Origin of the sequence: Paenibacillus sp. 19GGS1-52, assembly GCF_022369515.1 — a bacterium.
Lineage (GTDB): Bacteria > Bacillota > Bacilli > Paenibacillales > Paenibacillaceae > Paenibacillus_AQ.
Map to the genome: position 1 here is coordinate 1,494,540 of NZ_CP059724.1, position 24,243 is coordinate 1,518,782.

General features: G+C 41.0%; 27 protein-coding genes and 1 pseudogene. 25 read left to right on the forward strand and 3 right to left on the reverse strand.

Going from position 1 to position 24,243, the window contains the following annotated elements; genetic code table 11:
• The first annotated feature begins 177 nt into the window (after window positions 1-177).
• The 3 genes from H1230_RS07055 to H1230_RS07065 all read left to right on the forward strand — a co-directional run bounded on the left by H1230_RS07055 (window position 178) and on the right by H1230_RS07065 (window position 2,410).
• Window positions 178-606, forward strand: a complete 429-nt coding sequence (locus H1230_RS07055; RefSeq protein ID WP_239714820.1) for a hypothetical protein — start codon at window positions 178-180, stop codon at window positions 604-606.
• Between the two features lie 331 nt (window positions 607-937).
• Entirely contained in the window at window positions 938-1,567 is a 630-nt protein-coding gene (locus H1230_RS07060; RefSeq protein WP_345773402.1) for an SRPBCC family protein, read from the forward strand.
• Between the two features lie 318 nt (window positions 1,568-1,885).
• A complete protein-coding gene (locus H1230_RS07065) occupies window positions 1,886-2,410 on the forward strand; it encodes a GNAT family N-acetyltransferase (RefSeq protein ID WP_239714821.1) in 525 nt (174 codons plus the stop codon).
• Window positions 2,411-3,254: 844 nt separating this feature from the next.
• On the opposite strand, the gene H1230_RS07070 is transcribed toward H1230_RS07065, so the two are convergent.
• The gene (locus H1230_RS07070) at window positions 3,255-3,515 is read right to left on the reverse strand and encodes a hypothetical protein (RefSeq protein ID WP_239714822.1); all 261 of its coding nucleotides are present in this window, start codon (window positions 3,513-3,515) and stop codon (window positions 3,255-3,257) included.
• A 263-nt stretch (window positions 3,516-3,778) separates the two neighbouring features.
• Here H1230_RS07070 and H1230_RS07075 point away from each other — a divergent pair, with 263 nt between their 5' ends.
• From H1230_RS07075 to H1230_RS07165, 19 genes and pseudogenes are all read left to right on the forward strand, one after another.
• Window positions 3,779-4,327, forward strand: coding sequence for a GNAT family N-acetyltransferase (locus tag H1230_RS07075; RefSeq protein ID WP_239714823.1), 549 nt, complete (start codon window positions 3,779-3,781; stop codon window positions 4,325-4,327).
• Window positions 4,328-4,374: 47 nt separating this feature from the next.
• Complete coding sequence (locus tag H1230_RS07080) at window positions 4,375-4,713, forward strand: hypothetical protein (RefSeq protein ID WP_239714824.1); 339 nt, start codon at window positions 4,375-4,377, stop codon at window positions 4,711-4,713.
• Window positions 4,714-4,754: 41 nt separating this feature from the next.
• A pseudogene (locus H1230_RS07085) lies at window positions 4,755-6,316 on the forward strand (IS3 family transposase).
• A gap of 33 nt (window positions 6,317-6,349) precedes the next feature.
• Complete coding sequence (locus H1230_RS07090; protein ID WP_239714825.1) at window positions 6,350-6,565, forward strand: hypothetical protein; 216 nt, start codon at window positions 6,350-6,352, stop codon at window positions 6,563-6,565.
• 207 nt (window positions 6,566-6,772) lie between these two features.
• Window positions 6,773-7,417 (forward strand): DUF4253 domain-containing protein, encoded by a 645-nt coding sequence (locus H1230_RS07095; protein WP_239714826.1) that lies wholly within the window; start codon window positions 6,773-6,775, stop codon window positions 7,415-7,417.
• Between the two features lie 319 nt (window positions 7,418-7,736).
• A complete protein-coding gene (locus H1230_RS07100; protein WP_239714827.1) occupies window positions 7,737-8,099 on the forward strand; it encodes a hypothetical protein in 363 nt (120 codons plus the stop codon).
• Between the two features lie 206 nt (window positions 8,100-8,305).
• Entirely contained in the window at window positions 8,306-8,590 is a 285-nt protein-coding gene (locus H1230_RS07105; protein ID WP_239714828.1) for a hypothetical protein, read from the forward strand.
• Window positions 8,591-8,761: 171 nt separating this feature from the next.
• Entirely contained in the window at window positions 8,762-9,160 is a 399-nt protein-coding gene (locus H1230_RS07110) for a DUF4279 domain-containing protein (protein WP_239714829.1), read from the forward strand.
• Window positions 9,161-9,231: 71 nt separating this feature from the next.
• Window positions 9,232-9,822, forward strand: a complete 591-nt coding sequence (locus H1230_RS07115; protein WP_239714830.1) for a DinB family protein — start codon at window positions 9,232-9,234, stop codon at window positions 9,820-9,822.
• 237 nt (window positions 9,823-10,059) lie between these two features.
• Complete coding sequence (locus tag H1230_RS07120) at window positions 10,060-10,758, forward strand: aminoglycoside phosphotransferase family protein (RefSeq protein ID WP_345773403.1); 699 nt, start codon at window positions 10,060-10,062, stop codon at window positions 10,756-10,758.
• Window positions 10,759-10,953: 195 nt separating this feature from the next.
• The gene (locus tag H1230_RS07125) at window positions 10,954-11,319 is read left to right on the forward strand and encodes a hypothetical protein (protein ID WP_239714831.1); all 366 of its coding nucleotides are present in this window, start codon (window positions 10,954-10,956) and stop codon (window positions 11,317-11,319) included.
• A gap of 435 nt (window positions 11,320-11,754) precedes the next feature.
• On the forward strand, window positions 11,755-12,294 hold the full coding sequence (locus H1230_RS07130) for a histidine phosphatase family protein (RefSeq protein ID WP_239717166.1): 540 nt from the start codon (window positions 11,755-11,757) through the stop codon (window positions 12,292-12,294).
• A 14-nt stretch (window positions 12,295-12,308) separates the two neighbouring features.
• On the forward strand, window positions 12,309-12,989 hold the full coding sequence (locus H1230_RS07135) for a spermine/spermidine synthase domain-containing protein (RefSeq protein WP_239714832.1): 681 nt from the start codon (window positions 12,309-12,311) through the stop codon (window positions 12,987-12,989).
• Window positions 12,990-13,102: 113 nt separating this feature from the next.
• Window positions 13,103-14,878 carry a sensor histidine kinase gene (locus tag H1230_RS07140; protein WP_345773404.1) on the forward strand — a complete coding sequence of 592 codons (1,776 nt, stop codon included), beginning with the start codon at window positions 13,103-13,105 and terminating at the stop codon, window positions 14,876-14,878.
• Window positions 14,875-15,675 (forward strand): response regulator transcription factor, encoded by an 801-nt coding sequence (locus H1230_RS07145; protein WP_239714833.1) that lies wholly within the window; start codon window positions 14,875-14,877, stop codon window positions 15,673-15,675. The genes H1230_RS07140 and H1230_RS07145 overlap by 4 nt, the downstream gene beginning before the upstream one ends.
• Before the next feature lie 202 nt (window positions 15,676-15,877).
• Entirely contained in the window at window positions 15,878-17,290 is a 1,413-nt protein-coding gene (locus H1230_RS07150) for an ABC transporter substrate-binding protein (RefSeq protein ID WP_239714834.1), read from the forward strand.
• A 62-nt stretch (window positions 17,291-17,352) separates the two neighbouring features.
• Entirely contained in the window at window positions 17,353-18,336 is a 984-nt protein-coding gene (locus H1230_RS07155; protein ID WP_239714835.1) for a carbohydrate ABC transporter permease, read from the forward strand.
• The gene (locus tag H1230_RS07160) at window positions 18,326-19,180 is read left to right on the forward strand and encodes a carbohydrate ABC transporter permease (protein WP_154121615.1); all 855 of its coding nucleotides are present in this window, start codon (window positions 18,326-18,328) and stop codon (window positions 19,178-19,180) included. The genes H1230_RS07155 and H1230_RS07160 overlap by 11 nt, the downstream gene beginning before the upstream one ends.
• A gap of 172 nt (window positions 19,181-19,352) precedes the next feature.
• Window positions 19,353-20,048 carry a GNAT family N-acetyltransferase gene (locus tag H1230_RS07165; protein WP_239714836.1) on the forward strand — a complete coding sequence of 232 codons (696 nt, stop codon included), beginning with the start codon at window positions 19,353-19,355 and terminating at the stop codon, window positions 20,046-20,048.
• Between the two features lie 7 nt (window positions 20,049-20,055).
• Here H1230_RS07165 and H1230_RS07170 read toward each other — a convergent pair whose 3' ends face one another.
• Window positions 20,056-20,970 carry an SDR family oxidoreductase gene (locus tag H1230_RS07170; RefSeq protein WP_345773405.1) on the reverse strand — a complete coding sequence of 305 codons (915 nt, stop codon included), beginning with the start codon at window positions 20,968-20,970 and terminating at the stop codon, window positions 20,056-20,058.
• A gap of 171 nt (window positions 20,971-21,141) precedes the next feature.
• On the opposite strand from H1230_RS07170, the gene H1230_RS07175 reads away from it, so the two are divergent.
• A complete protein-coding gene (locus H1230_RS07175) occupies window positions 21,142-21,717 on the forward strand; it encodes a TetR/AcrR family transcriptional regulator (RefSeq protein ID WP_239714838.1) in 576 nt (191 codons plus the stop codon).
• Window positions 21,718-21,794: 77 nt separating this feature from the next.
• On the opposite strand, the gene H1230_RS07180 is transcribed toward H1230_RS07175, so the two are convergent.
• Entirely contained in the window at window positions 21,795-21,980 is a 186-nt protein-coding gene (locus tag H1230_RS07180) for a hypothetical protein (protein ID WP_239714839.1), read from the reverse strand.
• 465 nt (window positions 21,981-22,445) lie between these two features.
• Between H1230_RS07180 and H1230_RS07185 the strand changes: the two genes are divergently transcribed.
• Window positions 22,446-23,438, forward strand: a complete 993-nt coding sequence (locus tag H1230_RS07185; protein WP_239714840.1) for an ABC transporter substrate-binding protein — start codon at window positions 22,446-22,448, stop codon at window positions 23,436-23,438.
• The gene (locus H1230_RS07190; RefSeq protein ID WP_239714841.1) at window positions 23,419-24,195 is read left to right on the forward strand and encodes an ABC transporter ATP-binding protein; all 777 of its coding nucleotides are present in this window, start codon (window positions 23,419-23,421) and stop codon (window positions 24,193-24,195) included. The genes H1230_RS07185 and H1230_RS07190 overlap by 20 nt, the downstream gene beginning before the upstream one ends.
• The last annotated feature ends 48 nt before the right edge of the window (window positions 24,196-24,243 follow it).

The window sequence follows — 24,243 nt, forward strand, 5'->3', positions numbered from 1 at the left end:
ATTCGGATTCACTTCCGGGACCGAGACGGCTTGTCAGCCGAAGTGTGAACACATTGTTATAGGATGGATCGGACTTCATCGAATTACTTTCATGCTGTTCCTAATCTCTGTTTGAAAAAAATATCTGTGACGAAATTGATAAACAATATTGATAAATGAAAGGAAGATAAATAATATTTGAATATTTTATTTTTACTATCAGCTCCTATGCACACAATCCTTTATCTTTTCATTATTATTGTTTGCATTCGATCAATATTTAGAATAGATCTTTTAAGATGGACAAATCCAAGGATTTCTGCGAGAGTACAAATCATTTCAGTATTTATAGGCAGAGTATTATGCTTAACGGCTACAGGAATTTTCATTTGGATTTCTATCCCATATTGGAAAGATGATTTTTTGTTGATAACAAAGAAGTATATCGTAACGGAAAGTTATCCTCTGGCAAAATATAATGAATCTAAAGATTTAAATGAATACGTTGTTTTTAATACTAGGACGTTAACATTTTTATTTGACTCAGAGATGGATATTGGTAAAAAATATGAAATTAAATACTTGCCTAACACTAATATTGGAATATACAGAAGAGAGATCAAATAACGATTGTGCTATTCGAAGAAACCTTCAAACTTGCCTAACATTACATTCCTTCATGGTCGCTTACGAAATTATAGATGAATACAAGGACTAGTTTGATAATCACCGGACTTGGGGAAGCCCGGATTGCTAACGAATGTAATGGAAGGTATTGAAATAGACTATTCTGGAGAATTCCTCGGTTATGAGGTATTGGGTCATGACATGATTTAGGAAAGGATTTTATAAATAAATAAAAATCAAAATAAATGCTAATGGATTAACATATGACTATGAAGATGCGAAACGAACTTGCGAATACTGTTATAGTGATGAGTCAGGGGTGGAGCCTGCTTTGTGGCAACCTTGGTCAATATTACAGTACAATTATAAGCAACCCGAGGAAACGCAAGCGGCATTAAGGCGCCAGGACATCGTGAATACAGAAACGTTAGCTGAAATTAGTGGAGCGTTTAAATACATGAAGGGCGGGAATCGATTGATTACTATTCGAACACAGATTGAGATCTCTGCTCCTATAGACCTTTGCTTTGATTTAGCCAGGGATATAGCTATTCATACTCAGACCGTTTGGAAACATACAAAGGAAATAGCAATTGGAGGGATCACAGCTGGTCCTATTGGTTATGGTCAAACCGTAATTTTCCAAGCAACTCATTTTCATGTGAGGCAAACACTTACTTCAAAAATAACGAAATATGAAGAACCCTTTATATTTGTAGATGAAATGCAAAAAGGCGCTTTTAAGACGCTCAAACATATTCATGAATTCAAAGAAGTAGAAGGAAAGACTTTAATGATCGATACCTTGCATTTTGAAGCCCCATTTGGGTTTCTAGGAAAGATCGTTGAAAAGTTAATACTTGAGAATTATATGAAGAGATTTATAGAATATCGAAATGACCAATTAAAGAAGATTGCAGAAGAACATGTGAAAGAAGCTCGTGAGAATACTAACTTCTGATAACAACATATTCACGAATTGGGGCATTCGACCTGTTCTGTTGTGACTCCAAAAGCATTGGAGCCTTTGAGGTTAAACAACCTCGAGGGTTTCTTTTTTATTCCCAATATTTTGAAACGCTGATATACTGGAGGAGGAAATGAGAGACAAATACAGCTGAGTTTACGTGTCGAAAGAGGGATTCCATCAAATAGAAATATGCGAAAAACAGTGCATTCCTGAAGAATCAATATGGACAATTCGTAAGTAGAAAAGACCGCTAACACTGCTATCCACTGTAATAACCCTTGCAAAATCATACAAAAGGGAGTTCCTATTATGATTATTAAAATGACAATTTCAAACATAAAGGATTATAACAAGTCAAACGAGAGCTTCACTGTTATTGGACGAATCATCCCTAAGTATGAAGACGGTATTTGGTCATATACTGAAGAGCTTTTTTCAGAACAATATTATAAGCAGTATGACAAGGAAGACATCGATATAAGTTGTATAGATGATGAGAACAAAGCCGTGTATCTTTATTATTTTGACAACAACTGTATTGGGCAAATAAAACTTCGTGCACATTGGAATGGCTATGCTTTTATAGAAGATATTTCGGTTGCAAAAAAAATGAGGGGGAAATCTATTGGAACTGCATTATTAAACAAGGCAGCCGAGTGGGCAAAACAAAACAAATTAATGGGTCTTGTGCTCGAAACTCAGGATGTTAATCTTTTAGCTTGCCGATTTTATGCAAAAAACAATTTTATAATTGGTGCAGTAGATACTATGATGTATTCTAACTTCCCGACGGCTAATGAAATAGCTATTTACTGGTATAAAAAAATTTGCTAGAAGATTGGCGTGAGTAATATAGAACAGATACGAAAGAAGCGAATTACTTCGACTAAAACTATATTCACGCTGTGGGCTATTCGGTCCTTGGTCTGCTAGAGGTATTTCGGGGAGGGAGAATATGGAATAAAAGCGACAATATTGATGCTAAAAGAATTGGAAAACAGATTGGAAAACTTAGGTGGACAGGATTGCTTAATTGGAAATTGTACTGAAGGTGATTTTAAAAGACTCAAAAAAACAACAAAATTAAATTTTGAATACCTATATTGAGTGAATTCGAAGAGGGAACATAACAATATATTCACGCATCGGCGAACAAGTGGCCTCGGCCAGGAAGATAACTCGAAGAAGCTATTGCCGGGAAACATCCGCACCGACTAACTACATCGCGGCTGCTCACTACGTTCACTTAAGTCACTGGAACGTCGTGAACACAACTACGTTATACGCAAGTTAGTAATAGATTGTATAAAACCTCTAAGTTCACAAAATCTATCTTAAAACCAAAATGCAACATGATATCTAAACCAAGTATTGCTTCGAATCCATATGATTCTTTTGTGATTCCAAGCTGGATGGTGAAGTTTTGAAGTGAAAGGTGATCTATAAATAGATTAGAAACTGCTTTTTGGTAGCATAATTCACTTTGTCCACAATACCAAACATGCGAACTGACTTACCACTAATAAAATCGATTTCTAAACCGATTTTGTCAACAACATCGGTGTCAAAGATGGTGGTGGAACATCCTGTATCTAAAAGGACATTATTCAAGAAAATGGTTTGATTATTGTAAGTTAATGGGAAATAGATAATCAGAAACCGTTGATTAATTGAATTTTCATTGAAGACCTCTAATTCCAGTGAATGGCTGTTCAATTACTTCAATGTGCTCATTACTTGTATAGAATACATATAATTCTCTACTCGGATCTGATAAGTGAAGTTTTTTATATGAACTCCAAGCTTCTTTAGGGATTAAGAAGTCTGATATAACTGACATATTATTAATACTTCTTTTATGATTTAAGGATTGAGTAGATAAAGCTTCGACTAGGACCCATTTTCCCGGATATTTTTCTCGTACAGTTGGCCAATCCATATTCAAAAACACCTCCAAAACATATATAAACATTGTACAATCGAATAAAGAAACAAGCAATGTGAGTGACTCAAAGAAGAGCGTATAAAATTTCAGCGAAATTTTTGAGTTTGTGAATACAACAACGTTAAGTGAAATACCGCTAGAGAAGAAACACATAAGAGATGGAGAAATAGTGTGATATGGCGCTCACTTAAGCCTCGTGAATTCTTGATTACAATAACGTTAGGCGAAATGGCCTAACCCATCAAAGGAGAAATAATGTGTCTCATTTTCCTATATTAGAAACAGAAAGATTTGTGCTACGACAGCTAACACGAGACGATTCCATAGCAATATTTCAATACTTCTCTTTGGATGAAGTTACGAAGTTTTATGATTTGGAGAGTTTCACAAATATTGAACAAGCAGAAGAACTAATTCAAAAATGGAATCAAAGATTTGAAAGAAATCAAGCCATTCGCTGGGGAATCACTTTGAAGTCGGAAAACAGAGTAATTGGAACATGTGGATTTCATGGTTGGATGAAAAATCATTCTAAAGCGGAAATTGGATATGAATTAACACCACAATATTGGCGACAAGGTTTTATGACTGAGGTGCTTGAAAAGATAATAGAATATGGATTTAATGATCTTGGATTAAACCGCATTGAAGCATTTGTAGAGCCAGAGAATAGGGGATCAAGAAAGGTGCTCAAGAAAATTGGATTCAGTGAAGAAGGGACATTGAACGAATATTTTTATTGGGGAAATCGGTTTGTGGATACTGTGATATATGCATTACTTAAGAAAGAGTATAAAGTGCATTAATAACGTTAGGCGGAACGATCGAAGAATGAACCCAAGGAGAGCAACCAATGAAAAAATCAAGAATAATCATAGTTCCATTATTTTTGATCATCTTATTTGGATGCAGCAATAATCTAATTAGTGAAAATTCAAAAAAAGAATGTAGCAAAGCAGAACGGTTTATTACTGATAAGGGCTATTTGATAACTAGTAATGAAGGAATTGTTTCTGAATATTTATTAGATGAAAAACTGCTAACGGAAATGCCATATTTACAATATTGGAGTGTTCAAAGCGCTGATCCTATCTCGTATGTAGGCAAGAGAATAACTACAAGTAAGTTCATTGTTAAAAACCACCCCTTAGATAACCCCCTGTGTCATGCTAGTTGTCGTACCTCTCAATAGTATGTAAAGTAGATTAAAAGAGAGACTGAGGTGGAGCGACAATGGCTAGATACAGTGACGAACTCAAACATAGGATTATGCAGCGGATGATGCCCCCAAACAATGAATCGGTGAGTCAGATCGCAAGGGACAGCGGCCTCGGGGAAGGCACCTTGTATAAGTGGCAGAAGGAAGCCCGGGCGACCGGTGGCGTTTTCCCTGGTGGTGAAAAGGAAACAGAGAAGTGGAGCACCCGAGACAAGTTCGCCATTGTTGTCGAGACAGCCACACTAAGTGAGATCGAATTGTCTGAGTACTGTCGAGCAAAAGGTCTGTTTGTTGAACAAATCGAAGCCTGGCGTGACGCCTGTATGCAAGCCAACGGAGGCGTTGCTGAACAAGCCACCCGGCTGCAAAAAGAACTACGTAACAAAGAACGAGAGAACAAGAACCTTGCCCGCGAGTTAAAACGAAAAGAGGCCGCCTTAGCCGAAACCGCTGCCTTACTGGTGCTTCGAAAAAAGGCCCGAGCGATTTGGGGGGACCCCGAGGACGAATGATTCCTGCCTCAGATCGTCAAATCGCCATCACCCTTATCGGGGAAGCCGTACAGGCAGGAGCAAGAGAAAGAAAGGCTTGTCTAGAGCTCTCTTTGACCCAACGAACGTTACAGCGCTGGCGTAGTGAGCGAACGCCGCTCGAAGATCAACGACCCCATGCCATTAAGCGAGCGCCTTCTCATCAACTCAGCGAACCCGAAGTACAGCAGATTGTTTCCGTAATCAATCAAGTGGAATTTAAGAGTTTACCACCCAGTCAGATTGTCCCTAGACTCGCAGATCAAGGGATCTATCTCGGTTCCGAGTCTACCTTTTATCGGGTCATGCACAAGTATCAGCAACAGCATCACCGTGGGCGTAGCCTAAAGCCTACCTCTAAACCTCTGACTAGCCACTGCGCCACCGCACCCAATCAAGTCTGGATGTGGGATATTAGCTGGTTGCAGGGTCCGATCAAAGGCGTGTTTTACTATCTCTATCTCGTGCTCGATTTATACAGTCGTAAAATCGTAGGCTGGGAGATTTGGGAAGAAGAATCCTCCGAATATGCCAGTCAGCTCATGCGGAGAACCGTGTTGAGTGAGCAATGTGCCGTTCGAAAAAGCCCGCTCATTCTGCATTCGGACAACGGTAGTCCTATGAAAGGCGCGACTCTGCTTGAAACGTTATACAGTTTGGGCATTATTCCATCCCGCAGCAGACCGCGAGTCAGCAATGACAATCCCTATGCGGAATCTATTTTCAGAACCTGTAAATACCGCCCAAACTACCCTCTCAAAGGCTTCGGATCAAGGGATGAGGCACGGGAATGGACCCTACGATTTGTCCGTTGGTACAACACCGAGCATCGCCACAGTGGGTTAAATTTCTTAACCCCCAATCAAAGACATTCAGGTCTTTCTGAAGAAATTTTTGAGAAGAGAAAGCACGTCTATGAGGCAGCAAAAGCGAAAAATCCTAGCCGTTGGTCTGGAGAGACACGCAACTGGAAACTGAATGAAAAAGTATGGCTCAATCCTGAAAAAGACGGAGTTATGGACACCGATGAAGAACAATTAAAATGACTACATACATTCTATGAAATCACGACAACTGTCTTGACAATTACCGATAATGAGAATGATAACAGAAAAAAACAAACTATTATTTTTCTGATGGAAGCAGATAATGAAGTGGTAGGAGGATATAGCTTACCAGACTTCGATGAATTACATATGGGCTGGGTGTACACAATTGATGGGAAAACACTCGAAGAATTCACAGGAATCTCTTATCCAAAATGGTTGAATCAATGGAATTTAAAATATAAATAATATATTGGAACTATCCCATGGTCGCCATCGAGATTCTCTGAAAGGCAGACTCAGACGACACATCCAAGCGGCTAAGTCTATCGACCCGTTCTCTTCGGTCAAACGTTATGCGCAATCTCAAGAGTCAGGTGCAGCACATAACACAGTATTCACGCTAAAGTTATAGGAAATCAGCGCGATAAAAACCATATTAAAAGCGAGGGGAACATGATAAAACGTCTTTTATTAATAACAATGTTGTTTGTTACCGCTTGTAGTAATAATAATAATAATACAGATCCAGATCCAGATCCAAGACTAACAAGTAGCGAGGGACTATTAATAGCGGAATTGGGCTTTGACAAAGAGGTGTTTAAAATACTTAAACAAGCGACAAACAATGAGATTCATCAATTTACAGGTTACGATGAGAATAACAAACCTAACAAAGCAGAAGGTATAGTATCACCTACTGAACATGGAGTAGAAACATTGAAAATACTAAGAAAGAAACTAAAAGGGAAAGATTACATTGTATTTTTGGAATCATCTCAAAGTATAGGGATCATTAAGGGTAGAGATCAAACCAAAATTATACAGATCATGGGGACTGAAGGGCCAAATTATGATGTGCTTAATGAAGATATAATTAAGTTCTTTAAAGACTGGGAGAGAAAATATAATTTCAATATTCTATATGCAGATGATAGTGCGGTAAATATTGAACTGAATGAGTTACCAACGGATTTTGTCTTGTTTGCGAATGAAATTTATAAGATTTGTCCGGATACCGTTGATTCGGGTAGTGGGAGTATTGAAGGTCTAATCGAAGAAATAAAAATGACAAATGGAGTAGCATTTTGGTGGGACTAATCGGAGAAGGTAAGGGATATCGAGTACTTCTATCAACTTGCTGCTTTGATGAGAGATACGATATTACTGATTGATTGTGATACAGAGTTAGCTATTAATGGTTTTTTTTGGTTCCTAGGAAGCTCGGCGGGACAACATTTGGAAAGAGTTTGGAATCTTGGGACAATTGGAGAGGTTATATTTAATTACTAGGACTGACGGGAACTCGAAGAAGTCAGTGAATTCACATAACACTATATTCGAGCTGCCGGACATTCGGTCCTTTATCTTCCATAAGTGTAAACGAGAAATATAAATTGGGTAAAATAGGAGAATCTTAATGCTATTTAAAAACGAAAAACTGAATAGTTTGTTTCAAGAATTAGAGGATATTAAAGAAACATATGTAGATCTAAGTATAGGAAGTCTAGACAAAAAATCTAAAATGCCATGGACAGAATATAAAAAGGAATATGAAAAGCTTGGAGAAATAATCGATTATGCAGAGTTTCAATCCATTCAAAGGGAATTAATTGAAGAGGTTATATACTCAATTATGGAAATGTTGGATGGTTATAGAAATTTAAATTTTGAGGCGGATATAGTGGATAAGAACACCGGAGAATTGATAACAAAGAATATTCAACTACATGATAAATATAGGGATTTTATAGAGGCTAAGAAAAAATTGTTAGGATTTTGAGAAGACGATAACATCATCTAATACAGTATTCAAGCTGTGGACTACGCCATGGGTCTACTAAAGAGAATTCAAGGGCAATTGGAATTGGATTAATCAGAACTTAGTATAGGAAGTGAATATATGGATGTGAGAATTATTACCTGTACCAGTATTGGGGTTTACGGACAAGTAATTGGATCAATAAATACTATTTTGTTGAGGGGAAAGTGGATATACCGATACTACAAAGTTGGAAGTTCGATGATGAATTGGAGTCTTTTGATCAAATTGAAGTAACCATAACTTTTAATAATGGAATGAAGAGATGGTGTTTGATAACCACGCCAGAAAGATTAATAAAACATTTTGAACAACCCAATCTAGATCCACCAGGATGTAATATTCAGCATTTGATAATTGTAAAGACTATGAATAAAGAAGATATTGATAGGACTTTGAAATACCTTGATGAACAAGGGGAAATCGAAATAGCAACAATATTATTAGGGTAGATGACTCGAAGGAGGCAAGTTATCGCATAACACAGTATCCACGCTAAGGGCCTGATCGTACTTGGTCTGCATGAGGCATTTTAGCCACACCTTAAGCCAGTGAGGGTTCGTGAATCCAATAACGTTAGGTGAAACCCTGCTAGCTGTATATTAATTTAGGAGAACTCAAAGATGGACAAAACAAACGTGAAAGTCGAATTTAGTATATTCGGAGATGGGTTTGATCCAAATATAATTACAGACACATTACTAATTACACCTACAAGAACCTGGCTCAAAGGCGATTATATAAGAAGAGATCTATTTCGTAAGGAAACTTGTTGGGAGCTAGCCACAGAATATGAAGAATCATTTGATATCAATGACCAGATAGATAAGCTTAAAAATTTGATTCAGAATCGAAAAGACGAAGTAGTAAAATTAGTTAGACAGAACAATCTTGAATGTAAACTTGAAGTTGTAATTAATATAGAGAATAATGAAAAGCCAGCAATGTACTTAAATAAAGAAACCATAAAGTTCGTCCATGATATAGGGGCGGAAATTGACTTTGACCTATACATTTTATAACTAGAAATTCGAGGAATACACACCTGCAAGGCTGAGTAGCTGGCTACCCGGTGGTATAGGAGGGAAGAACAATGACGGTAAAGCAAACCATTAATTTTATTGACCAAGAACTTTCACGGATATTGAATGATTATTTAACGTGGTTTGATTTAAGTCCAGAGTTGCATAGTTATAAAGCTAAGGTAGGATGGAGTATTGAACAAATTTTAGAACACGTTACATTGACCAATCAGTTTTTATTAATTCTGATTCGAAAAGGTAATAAAAAGGCTAAAGAACTTTCAATGAAGGTTGACCTGTCTCAAGCAATAGCTAATTATCAATACAATTTAGGGGAACTTGAGAAGATAGCAGAGCACAAATCCTTTGAATGGATACGACCAGAGCATATGGAACCGAAGGGCGAAAAGACATTAAACGAAGTTAAAGTATTATTGGAAGAGCAGATAAATGAATGTAAAGAAATACTTAAAGAAATACCAAACGGTGAGGGAATCTTATATAAGACTACAATGACAGTGAATGAACTAGGTAAGATTGATGTTTACCAGTATATTTACTTTTTATGTAAACATGCCAAACGACATATCACTCAGATGCAAGGTCTGAAAGAAGAGTTTAGTAGATTCAAGGATGTCGATTTGCTTCAGATAACAACATAATTCATGCTTCGGGCCATTTGACCCTGGGTTCGGCAAACGAATTTCGGAGAGCAAGAGCAGCCAGACACATCGAATCCCTAAGATATGAGCTATCTAAGAGGGGCGACATTTATGTAGATAAAATCAAAAGGAGGAACAGACCTGTCAGAAATCGAGGAAGTTCTTACTGGTGGAAATATAAATAAGGTCGTAAAGGTAGGGAATACAGTTCGTAGGGAGGCTAATTCCAATCCTTATGTGCATGAATTGCTAATACACCTTGAAAAGGAAGGTTATCCCTATTCACCTAGATATTTAGGATTAGATGAAAAGAATAGAGAGATTCTATCTTACCTTGAAGGAGTAGTTCCAGGGAATATCTACCCTGAACTTGAAGGCTACATGTGGTCGGATGAGGTTTTATACAAACTTGCTAAGCTCTTAAGAAGATATCATGACACAACTGTAGGGTTTATACCAAATTCGAAATCTAAAAATGAATATCCAGTGAGATCTTTACAAGAAGTTGTTTGCCATAATGATGCTGCTTTGTATAACGTGGTATTTAAAGACAAACTTCCTGTGGGAATCATCGATTTTGATATGGCAGGTCCAGGTCCACGTATATGGGATATTGTGTACACTTTATATACATCGGTTCCACTTGCAGAGTTTGAACCAAGTCAAAATGACCACGAAGTTGAAAAATATAATAGAGAGAATCATGCATCAGCAAGGAAAAGACGTGTGGAAATATTCTTTGATTCCTACGGAATGGTTGTTCCAAAAGACCTTCAGGAGTGGACGATTTCCCGTATTAAATTCATGTGTACTACATTATCTGAACGTGCTTCTTCCGGAGATCCCGCATTTATAAAATTAGTTGAGGAGGGTCATCTTGCTCATTATGAGAAAGAGATTGAGTTTCTTGAAGAACATTTCGATGACTGGATGTAATTAAATGAAGTTTATATCAATAAAAAAGAAGATAAGAGGCATGAGAAGGAGAGCAAGAAAGCTTCCTTTATGGGGGACCTATCATAAAGACCTTGATATTGAGTCATTAAATAGGAACAAAAAAGATTATGTAGAAAACAAGTGATTTATCAATTAATTGAAATATACCTTGAATGGCAGAGAAAGTTAGATCAAATGAATGAGCATTACTATTTAAAGATTTGGTTGGGAAACCCTGAGTTTATGGATTCCCAAGTAGTTGCGGCTTTAGGGACAGAAATTCAGTATTATGAGCAAATCTTTCTTAAAAATCCAGAAACAGCGTTATTCCCATATAATAATATTCACCCCTGCTTTAATTTATTTACTTGGGAGAGATGTGTAAATGGATATTATGTGTGGGAAAGCGATCTAGAATCAGAAGAAGAAATAAAAGAGATGAAATGTAAAGCATTTAAAGTCTGTGAAGACATAATTAATGGTCAAACTGAACGATCTTACTTTATGAGTACTGGGGATATGTGGATTGGGCAGATACGGGGAGACATCAACATCCCCTAATATAGTTGATAAAGTTCCTTCCCTCGGGTGGGGCAGTGAAGAGCATCAAAGCCAAATAATTAATTATTTTCTATTAAACCAAACTCACGAATATTTATACTACAGATACCCAATATTAGTATGTCCCTGGTGTGGAGATGAAGAATGTGACTTTATATTAGTATTTATTGAGAGAGATGAGGAAATTATTATATGGAGAGATTTCAAACTGGAACCCGGCAATAAAGTTATTGATATAGGGCCTTTTTATTAAATGGGAAGAATACGAAAAAATTATAAAAGGCACATTTGGAACTACAGGGAATCAATAAAGTATTTTTTTGTTTTTCGAAGATAACAGAGGCATCAGTTAACAACATATTTCCGCTGCGTCGCTGATACTCCTACCCTACAGGTTCGTGAATACCAGAGCACTATACGAAATCACAGCAATGAATATTTTATCAAGGAGAAGGAAATGAACGGAATCGAGGATTAACTGATATGGGTAAGCAGGATTCCCGTACAATAACCGAACTATTGAGGAATGAGGTAATTGATACTTTTATTTCAAGTCCTTATAGTCGCGCTATTATGACCATTGAGGAACTGGCTCAACTAAGTGATAAAGAGATTATAGTGTTTGAAGATCTTAAAGAACTGGTATTTTCAAGAGAGGACATGATTATTCCGGATAAGGAAGTATACTCACTTGTAAGTAAGATGTTTATAGACTCAAACTACAAAGAACCTTATGGTGAGTCCATAAGTGACTGTCAACGGCGATCTGTAGCAAGATTGAAAGAAATACTAAAGAACTATAAAGGACAGAAAATAGCAATAGGAACACATGGATTAGTTATGACATTAATGATGGGGTATTTTGATGGTCAATACGGGTATGAGTTTTTAATGAAAACATCAAAACCAGATGTATATAGGATGGAGTTTAAAGGTGGAGAATTAATAAATACCCAAAGAATATATAAGATATAGGAGGACTCATACATATGCTAGAAATAGTGGAGCGCTGCACTACAGACAGGGGAGAAATACAGCTTCAAAGAAGAGGTCAACATTATGAAATCATCTATAATGGTACCTTTCTTATGTCGACTTATAATGGAGAATCTGAGAGATTACTAGTAAAAGCAGCGTTTGATCGATGTGATAATGTCAGTAGTGTACTGATTGGGGGTCTAGGTGTAGGCTTCTCATTGGCTGAATCGTTACTATCTTCCAAAGTTGTGAAAGTTGATATAGTAGAAATTGAAGAGGTTATTATAAAATGGAACAAAGAATATCTTCAAATATTCTCTTCATCTGCGCTAGATGATCCACGGACAAACATAATTAATACAGATCTCATTAAATGGATTTATAGTACAGAGAACAAATATGATGTTATTTGTTTAGATATTGATAATGGTCCAGACTGGGTTGTATCTAACTCGAACAGTAATTTGTATGCAGATCATGGAATTCATGAACTCGTGAGATTGTTAAATCCGGGAGGCGTTATTTCGTTTTGGAGTGCTAATGAATCATCAGATTTCATGGGGATATTAAAAGAAGTATTTGAAACAGTAGAAGTAATCCTAATTCCCCAAAAGTTAGGCGAACCAGATTATGTTTATCTAGGCAAATCTCCTACAGCGAATCTAGCGGAGCGTTCCATAATTCTCCCTTAGCGGATAAATAGCAAACATGCTATATTATGACAGAAAGGCTTGAAAGCCCTTACTTAATCAGATGCGGGTGATCATTCCATGATCCTACTATGAGGAAGAAAGGAAGAGGCTGCGTGCGGCGAATACTATCGAGATTAAAGTTAAATACGCTGCGGAATCAAATGCTGCTCGGTTTTCTCGCCGTTATGCTCATCATTCTGACGTTCGTCGGGGGGATTACGTTTCATTCAGTCTCGACGATGCTCAAGAACAACGCGGAGAAGCATATCCAGCAAACCGCGATTCAGGCCAATGGCCGCTTGGAGGGCATTCTCGAACAGATCAATTCTCTGACGACCCTGGTATCGACCAACGAGTATATCCAGCAACTGCTTTTACGTGATATAGAGGGTCAGCCCGCTACCTTTGCAGAACGGCAGGCGCTGCCACCCATCATCAACCTGGTCCAAATGTATACGGACGGCATCAAATCCGTAGAGCTTTACAAGAATGACGGAGCGAGATTGTACCCTCTCGACGGCAGCAGCCTGAGAGATAAGGTGCCTGAGGATTGGATTAAGCAGGCGACAGAGAAGAAAGGAGCTCTCGTCTGGTTCGGCATCGATCCGCTCGATACTACATCGGTTTTGGCAATTCGGCAGATCAGCCTCATCGATCGGCATTTCGCTACAGGTGGGTATTTGCTCATTCGCTCAGACCGCAGCAAGTTTGCGCTAAAAGGCTCCTTGTCTGGAGAGGGAGAAGAGGATGCGGAGACGATCTTGCTCTTAGGTTCCGATGGCCAGTTCATCACGTCCAATGATGATACTATTTCGCAAGAGACAGCAGGCAAGCTGCTGGAGGGGACCAACGATCATGTCGCATCCATTGGCAAGAACTCCTTTATCGTCGTCAAGCAACGGTCTTTCGTAACTGGATGGACGCTGCTTATCTTAACGCCAGTTAACGTCATCACCAAAGGAATATCGGTCTTGCGCACGACCATTCTCGCATCGGCCATCATGGGTACCTTGCTGTTCACCTTGCTTTCTTTTTTCCTGTCTACGCTCATCACCCGGCCTGTGTTCAAGCTGATCAAAGCCATGAGAGATACTCGTCTTGGGATTCTGAAGCCCATCGAAAACATATCGTTCACTATGGAAATTCAGGAACTGAATTATTCCTACAACAAAATGGTTGATAACATCAATGAGCTGATCCAGTTGGTTTATGACAAAGAGGTATCTCGGAGCCATACGGAGTTAAAGGCACTCCAAGCTCAAATCAATCCGCATTTTTTGTTTAATTCCCTTGATGTTCTGCACTGGTCACTACTGGAAAAGGATGAAGACCAACTGGCTGAATATGTGGTCGCCATGTCTGATTTATTCCGTTATACCATCACTGGATCGAGTAAAGGTAGATGGGTGAAGCTGCACGACGAATTGGAGCATGTGAAGCGATATTTGCTCATTATGAAAATGCGCTTTGAAGACCGTTTGGTTTGGGAAATTGAGGCTCCTCCCGAATTTGCAGATGTGGAACTACCTCGACTGTTGCTGCAGCCGCTAGTGGAGAATGCTATATTGCATGGAGTCGAGAGCAAGATTGAACCCGGTTTGGTAAAGTTGACGGTTACTCGTGACGGAGAACGGATCACTATTATGGTGGAAGACGACGGGGTGGGAATGGATGAGGAGAAGTTACGCTCTCTTCTGGAAGGGCTGGATAGCGGCAAGGTGTCTTCTTCTAAAGATTCCGGTCTCGGAATCGCCAATGTGCAGAAGAGGCTTCAACTGTTATTTTCGGGAAAGAACGAGCAGAGCGCGGTAATGGCTATTGATAGCCAGAAGGGCCAAGGCACTCGTATAAGTATTCAAATTCCTGTCCGAGGAGGCAGAACGTTATGAGGAGCCGAACGATTCTTATCGTCGAAGATGAACCGAGATCGAGAGAAGGAATGAAGAAAATATTGGGGGTTTGGGCTGCTGGTCAATATGAGATTCTAACGGCAAGCAATGGGGTGGCCGCTATGCAAATTCTGGAGGAGATTCCCATCGAACTCATGATAACGGATATCCGTATGCCTGAAATGAGCGGACTTGCTCTGGTTAGTAAAATGAGGGAGAAAAGGATCCAGCGTCAGCCATCCGTTATTCTCATCTCCGGACATGCTGAGTTCGAGTATGCCCAGCAAGCGATTCATTTGTCCGTAGTAGACTATTTGCTCAAGCCGGCCAGCCGGGAAAAGCTGATCGAATCCGTGGAGAATGCCTTGAAGGCAGGGCAAGAGCAGGAACATATTGGTTTCATGCGGAAGATGGCAGATCCTCATTTGATGGCCGTAAGGGAAGAAGAAGCCGCGTTAAGAGATCCGATCCGCCAGGCGATGCACTATATGGAAATGCATATTATGGAGCCGATCAGCCTGCAGGAAGTCGCCCTGCATGTACATCTGAATGGGAGTTATTTCAGTGCACTTTTCAAAGAGCAATGCCAGATGAATTTCAGCGAATACGTCGCCCGCAGAAAAATGCAGAAAGCGAAGGAAATGTTGCTGAAGACAAATCTGCCCATAGCGGAAATTGCCAGCCGCACCGGTTATCAGACCGTCAAATATTTTAATAAGCTGTTCAAGGAATACGAAGGAATGAGTCCGGGGCGGTATCGAACGATGAGGAACGGAATGGAAGGCCATATCCAGTAAATGTTCAATGATCTATTAGACAAATGGAGACACCAAGGTAGAAATCCTTTGGTGTCTTTTTTTATGCCTTGTTCGGTGCGAAATCCAAAAATAGTGGAAGTTTTCCTATAATTAGGTTCCTTATGCCAGAGAGCCATAGGCTTTATACTATGTATGCGGTTACATAAAACCGAGGTTTCAATATAAAAAGGGGAGGCAAAGTATGAAAAGTATGAAACGTGTTTTAGCGGGGGTTTCTACGCTGGTCTTGATGTCATCTGCTCTAGCAGCATGTGGAGGCAACTCAAACTCATCTAACGCAAACGCAACTACAGCTCCAGCAGCCACAACAGCAGCAGAGGCTACAACAGCACCAGCAGCCGGAACTGGTGAAAAAGTCACCATCAATCTCTATAGCTTCACGGATGAGATTCCGAACATGACCAAAAAGTATATGGAAGTCCACCCTGAGGCGAATGTAGAGTTCAAAACTACGATTGTCGCAACTACAGATGGAGCCTATCAGCCAGCTCTTGACCAGGCCCTGGCCGCTGGCGGAAAAGATGCACCGGATATATATGCAGCTGAAGGGGCGTTCGTACTCAAATATACACAAGGCGATGCATCCACTTTTGCCGCCAACTACGCTGACCTGGGCCTTACCGATCAAATGGTTAAGGACGCAGGCATTGCTCAATATTCTGTAGATATCGGCAGCAAAGACGGCCAGCTGAAAGGTCTTGGCTATCAGGCAACAGGTGGAGCCTTTATCTATCGCCGCTCGCTTGCCAAGGAAGTATTTGGAACAGATGACCCGGCTGCTATCAAGACTGAAATCGGTCCAGGCTGGGATAAATTCTTCAGTGCAGCTGAAAAGCTGAAAGCTAAAGGATATGCCGCAGTTTCCGGCGACGGCGATGTTTGGCACGCGGTCGAAAACAGTTCTGACAAAGGCTGGATTGTCGATGGCAAGTTGCATATTGATCCGAAGCGTGAAGAATTCCTTGATCTCTCCAAGAAGCTGAAAGACAATGGCTACTACAACGATACGACAGATTGGCAAGAAGCCTGGTTCGCCGATATGAACGGCACTGGCGCAAAACCTGTCTTCGGTTTCTTCGGTCCTGCTTGGCTCATTAACTATACGTTTAAGGACCATGCAAAGGATACATCCGGTGACTGGGCAGTTACTGAGCCGCCAACAGGCTTCTTCTGGGGAGGCACCTGGTTGCTCGCTAACAAAGACGTAACCAAGGACGATGCCAAGAAACAAGCTGTTGCAGACTTCATCAAGTGGGTAACGCTCGATACTTCTGAAACCGGACTCCAGTACAACTGGGCTAACGGAACGATGAAAGATGGCGAGCAAGGTACGAAGGACAGCGTTGCTTCCTCCGTTGTTATGGATAAATCTAATGGCGAAATAGCAATGCTTGGCGGACAGAACATGTTCGACATCTTTGTTCCGGCTAACGCCAACGCTTCCGGCAACAACTTGACCGCATTCGACGAAACGATCAACAAGCTCTGGCGTGATCAAGTACGCGAATATACTGCAGGCAACAAGGACCGTGCTAAAGCGATCGAAACTTTCAAACAGCAAGTCAAAGATCAACTTAATATCGATAGCGAATAAAAAGCAATCGAAGGGGCGGGGGAGTCATCCCGCCCCTTCATATCAACTAAAGAGGTGAGAGCATGCGCCGCAAAGGTGTGAACTACTCTAAATTCGGCTATATTTTTACATTTCCGTTTGTTTTGGCATTTCTGATTTTCTCGTTATATCCTATTTTGTACACCGCATTCATAGGGTTCACCGATTTGCAAGGATTAATACCAAAACCAATACATATTTTGGATAATCCTTTTCAGAACTTCAAAGATCTTATCTTTGATAATGTTTCTTTCAGAAAGTCTCTAATGAACACCGGGTTGCTCTGGATCCTAAACTTCGTTCCCCAGATCCTTCTTGCGCTTTTACTCACTGCATGGTTCACTAACCAGCGTCTTAAAATTAAGGGACAAGGCTTTTTCAAGGTTCTGCTCTATATGCCTAATATTATTACTGCAGGTACAATCGCCTTGCTTTTCAGCACTCTGTTTGGCTATCCAATGGGTCCGGTAAACAGCTTTTTTGAAATGATGGGCTGGTCTGACGCACCGATTTTCTTCCTTCAGGATAAGACAACAGCAAGGGGGATTGTGGCGTTCATCCAGTTCTGGATGTGGTACGGTAACACCATGATCATTCTTATCGCAGGCGTTATGGGTATCAATCCAGCGCTCTTCGAGTCTGCGTCAATTGACGGTGCAAACGGAGTTCAAACCTTCTTCCGTATCACGCTGCCAAGTTTACGTACGATTTTGTTATTCACGCTGATTACATCGATGGTCGGTGGTTTGACCATGTTTGATATTCCGCAGCTCTTCCTTGCAGGCGGACCGGATGACTCTACGCTTACCACGTCCATGTTTATTTATGGGCAAGCCTTTAAGGGAAGCTATTTGTACAATCGTGCTGCAGCGGCGAGCATGATCATGTTCGTGATTTCAGGGATATTGTCTGCATTTGTGTTCTATCTAATGCGTGACCGCGACGCGGAAAAAATGAAAAAAATACTTAAAATGGAGAAAAAATCCGCCAAGAGCAGCCATAAGGGGGGCGTAGCACATGAACAATAATCAAAAAGGCGGAAACGTCACCCGGAGGATCAACAAGACGATTATCTATATCGTCTGCATCTCTCTGGCAGTGCTCAGCATCCTCCCGTTTTGGATCATGTTTATAAATGCCACCCGTTCTACGGCGGAAATTCAAAGCGGTCTCTCACTGCTTCCTTCGTCCCATATGATGACCAACCTGAGGGCGCTGCTCGACAAGAGTTTCGATCCCATTCAAGGGTTCATGAATTCGTTTATTATCTCTGCTTCAGCAACCCTCTTAACGGTCTACTTCTCATCCCTGGCGGCTTACGGGCTGGTGACCTATAGCTGGAAGCTGCGTGGGGCATTCTTTACTTTTATTTTATGCGTGATGATGATTCCTTCCCAGGCAAGTGCAATTGGATTCTATCAGTTCATGTATAAGATACATTGGACCAACAGCTTTCTTCCGTTGATTCTGCCTGCGATTGCAGCGCCGGCGGTAGTGTTCTTTATGCGCCAATATCTGCTGGCAACGCTGTCGATAGAGATCGTGGAAGCAGCACGTGTAGACGGATCCAATGAATTCAAAACATTTAATCGGATCATCTTACCGTTGATGGTTCCGGCAGTGGCGACGCAGGCGATCTTTGCCTTCGTGGGGAACTGGAACAACCTGTTCATGCCGCTGATACTGCTTACACAGAAAGAAAAGTATACGATGCCAATCATGGTCAGCTTGCTGCGCGGGGATATATACAAGTCGGAGTTCGGCTCAATCTATTTAGGACTCGCGCTGACAGCCTTACCGCTGTTCGTGGTTTACTTCCTGTTATCCCGTTATATTATCGCGGGCGTAGCGCTGGGCGGCGTCAAAGAATAACCCCATCAAGCAGGCTTCGAAGACGAGACCTGGGGATCTACCATACCTAAATAAATGAGCCGTCCTGCACATACAGGGCGGCTCATTTATTTAGGTTGCGTATCTACTCTATAAATGCAATTCAGATAACTGGAATATTGTTATATAATTACAATGAAAAAGGAGGGTTAGTATGAATTCAGGATTCACCTTTGTTGAATTCCCCCAGTTAAAGACAGAACGATATACATTAAGGAAAGAGGAAGAGAATGATCGTTATGATATTTTTGAGCTTTATTCAAACGAAGATGTTGTGAAATATATGGAGTTCGAACCCTTCGATTCTGTTGAGGATGCAGTAAATGAAATGCAATGGTATCAGAGGATTTTCAAAGAACAAACTGGATTACGGTGGATGATTGAAGATAGTGAGTCCAAAAAAGTGATTGGGACATGCGGTTTTTTGAATTATGAGAAGACACACAATCGTATAGAAATTGGTTATGACTTAGTTCCTAACTTTTGGGGCAAGGGTATCATGACAGAGGTAGTTAATTGTATCTTGGATTTTGGTTTTTTGACTATGGAGTTAAATAAAATTGAGGCGAAAGTGGAACCGGAAAATGAGGCGTCGATCCGATTGATGTCTAGGCTTGGTTTCCACAAAGAGGGAGTATTGAGGCAACATGAGTTCGAAAAGGGGAAATATGTTGATCTTGCTATCTTCTCAAAGTTGAAAGGTGAGCATGAATCTTCTTACACGAGAACGACCGCTTTTGGATGCTACCGATCAAGGGATAGCCTGCAGGAACTAGCATTGACCTATAAAGGCACTAATAGAAAAAATCCCGATGATATCTTAGACACCATCGAGACTTACTTTTATTGAACTTATGTCATTCGTTAGTATGGAGAGAAATGGACTTTTTCAAGACTTCTCTAATATTCATCGGGGCTCGACCGATTAGGTTAGCTAGAGCGGTACTGGTTTGTGCGAATTCTTTATTACGGCTCGCAAGAAACATACCCATTAGCATGTTAACCCTATCCTCAGGTTGACCTTGAGATTGTAAAAGGGCCTGATATTCTTTGTCCGACACGACAATTCGGCGTAAGGGTTGGCCGATGATCTCCGAAGCAATCGCCGCGAGACCGTCCATATCCATCGCCTCGGAGGCTGTAAGGTTAGGAGTCGGGCCATCGAATTTCTGCTCACTTAGGATAGCTGCAGTGGCTTCGGCCAAATCGGAGTGAGATGTCCAGGCAACTGGACCGTCCTCAGGAGTGATCAATTCCCCTACTTTGATTGCTCTTCCGATTAACATACCCGCTAACATTGTGTAGAAGCCGTTACGTAGCGACGTGTAGGCAATGCCTGAAGCTTGTAACAATTCTTCTGTTGCAGCATGGTTGAGCATAGGAGGAAAGTGTGACGTCGGGGAAGAACCCATGTGACTTGTGTATAACACCCGACTAGCACCGGCCTTCTTTGCAGTTTCAATCGCTGTTTGATGTTGACGAATACCCGCCTTCCCCATGATTCCGGAAGATACGATGAGAACCTGTGCTGCTCCTTCAAAGGCGTGGAGGAGACTATCGGCATCGTCGAAATTACCCTGACGGACACGAACTCCACAATCCTTAAGTTCCTGTGCGTTATTCAGGTCGCGGACACTCACAGCAATCTGCTCGGCCGGAACACGCTTAAGCAGTTGCTCTACAACCGCCCTTCCCAATTTCCCGTTGGCTCCTGTAACAATAATCATGACAATAATCATCCTTTCTCTACTTAAACGAATGGGTCCATCCATCTGAAGATAACAGTGCAGTGTTGTTTATACGAATGATGACGTGTAAAATACATTTTATATATAAAGCATAAGAAATTTGAGCATTTCGGACAACCAGCAAAAAGTAGTTTTCGTTGCGTTAGCAACATTTTATGTAGTTTTGTTGGTTTTCATAAGTAGGGGAGATAGAGTATGCCAATGAACCTTAATGATCCTCGAGTAAGGCGAACGCGTCAATTACTAACGCAGGCCTTTACGGAACTGCTCGAGCAAAAGAAGAATATCTACTCCATTTCTGTGCACGATATTACGACTAGAGCGACAGTGAATCGCGCTACTTTTTATGCCCATTTTGACGATAAATTTGCGTTTCTCGAGAACTGGATGTTGGAAAAGTCCCAGATTATCTTGAAGAAAAGGTTACCCCACCAATTTAATTTCGAATGTTTGCCTACCCTCATCCAAACCGTATTCGAATTTCTTACCGAATTTAGACAATATATAACTCCAGGAGATAAGCAATTTGAACCGATGTTTGAAATTGCAATGCAAAAGGAAGTTCACCGAATCCTGCTCAAATGGTTAAAGGAGGAGAGCGATATTGGCGTTTCGCAAGTGGAAGCTACAGCTCTTGTCATTAGTTGGGGCATATTCGGGTCGGCATTGTATTGGAGTCAGAATACTCAAGGTCTCAAAGTGGAAACAATGGTAAAAGACGTACTGGAGGTTGTAGTGGCCAGTATACCTCAAAATAAAAAGACCACATAAGTCGGAATTTCTTCCGGCTTAGGGGCCTTATGTCACTAAATCGCTATTTGGTTAACCTGTATCTATTGTAGGAGAAATTAATGGTATTTAACAATCTTATTGCGGGCCTCTTCCTCATAGGTGAGTCTGTTTGGCGATTGAGGATTGTGCAAATGACGCTCTACGGTGTACTCCATATTCCGGTAATCTTCATCTCCTGAAGCCATCCAAGGCTGCCAAATTCCTGATACCCAATTTTTAAGCTCTTTAAGTCCTGCTAGCATGTTCTCCATCCTCCTTGGGCGATGAAATAATAGTATCTCAACCACTTTGGCTACGCTTTCATTATAACATGAAAAGTAATATTTAAAAGATATGTCCACGAGGAAAACACAGATTCATTAGTGAACATTGTGTGTTAATAGGGTTTTGTGCTTATACAGAAGAACAATGTCCCCTGATGGGAGACATTGTTTAGAGTAGTATTAACCCAATTGTTTACCGCTAATGTCCAAGGTTTCTGCTGTTATTTTATGCAGTTCACTGCGATATTCAAATCGGTCTATTCTTATGCGGTATCTCCTGAACTATATCAATTTATAAATATACAAAATATTATGTTTAGTGTAAAATTGCATTACTTGAAACTTACCACACAAGTTTGAAGGATTATTCACATGCCTATTTGTGAATTTTTGCGCAAAGAAATGCGTTGATTACAGACAAGAATATGGAGGCTGGAGAGATTCATGAAGAGAACATCAATGAAAAAAATACTTATGCTGTTTATGCTCGTAGCTATCATTAGTACCCTTGCAGTTGGCTGCAGTACAGCGAAAAATGTCAATACGGAAGGTACAGGAGATGCGGCAGCATCCCCGGCGGCAGAAACGCCAACGTTGTCACTGGGATTATTGCCCTCAATTGATGCCATTCCTTTTATAGTTGCTCATTCCCAAGGCTTTGATAAGGAACATGGTGTGAATCTGGCGATTCAGACGTTTAAGAGCGCTAAAGATCGCGATGTGGCTTTTCAAGCGGGTAAGGTGGACGGGCTCAGCGCAGATCTGGTCGCAATAGCCATTTATAATGAGGCCGGGCTTGATGTGAAGATTACGAGCACAACCTTTGGTGAATTCGATTTGCTGACTGGCAATGATGAGATCAAGGATGTGAAGGATCTTAAAGGAAAGTCCGTGATTTTGTCCAAAAATACGTCTACACAATATACGGTGGCCATGATCCTGAAGCAGGCGGGCCTGACGCAAGACGATGTTAAGGTAACAGAGGTACCACAAATTCCGACCCGGCTTGAGCTGCTTAAGAATAATAAGGCTGACGCGGCTATTTTGCCGGAGCCTTTTGTGACCATGGGTAAAGCTGCGGGCCTGCGTGTATTGAGCTCTACTATAGCGGCTGGCGTGAATCCGTTTGTGCTTGCTTTCCCACAGAGCGCCATTGATGCCAAAGGGCCGGCTATTCAAGCCATGTATGCTGCCTATGATGAAGCGGTTGGCTTTATGAAATCCCATGACCAAGCCGATTATATCGATCTGATCATCAAAGAAGTTGGGTATCCTGATACATTAAAAGCTGATATTAAAGTGCCTGACTACCTGCCAGCCAATCAAGTGGATGTGAAACAAGTGGAGGCCGCTTTTGCCTGGGCGCGAGAAGTGGGACTACTTACTAAAAATATAGCGGCTGAAGATGTGATCTCTGATGTCCAATTCAAGAAATAACGGACTGAGCATCAAAGATCTGAAAGTGGAATACAAGGGCGGACAATTGGCGTTAGGGCACGTTGAATTGGTGTTGCCGGAGCATGGGATTTATACGATTATCGGACCGTCCGGCAGCGGAAAGTCTACGTTATTGCGAGCCATTGCCGGCCTGCTGCCGAGCTATACGGGAGAACTGCTGTTTAACGGGAAATCGGTGCATGCCAAAGAAACGCTGATCGGCCTTGTTCCGCAGAACTACGGATTGTTGCCTTGGAAAACGGTTCAAGCCAACATCGGGATCGCGATGAAGATAACTCATCCTGCAGGGCGGCCTAAACGCGAGCAGGAAGCGCAGATCAAGCATTGGCTAACGTCTATGGGAATCGCTGAATTAGCGGGACGTTATCCACTTTCACTTAGTGGGGGTCAGCAGCAAAGAGTGGCGATTGCCCGCGCTTTTGCAATTCTGCCGACGATTCTATTGCTGGACGAGCCATTTTCCGCGCTCGATGCGATCACACGGGAAACGCTCCAAGAGCTCTTTTTGGACAATTGGCTGGCGAACCCGGCTACGACGTTATTTGTGACCCATGATGTGGAAGAAGCGATTCTGCTCGGTCAAAAAGTAATCATCATGCCCTCCAACAAGGAAGAGATGCCGGAGATTGTCGATAATCATTCCGTATTTCAAATGAAGCATGAGCAGAAACGGGACAGCGATGAATTCTTTGAGCAGACTAAGGTAATCAGAAAGGTAATGCAGGAGAAATGGTAAACATACGGCGGCTCCATCATCTAGCAAGGCTGTTATTGGTGTTTCTAT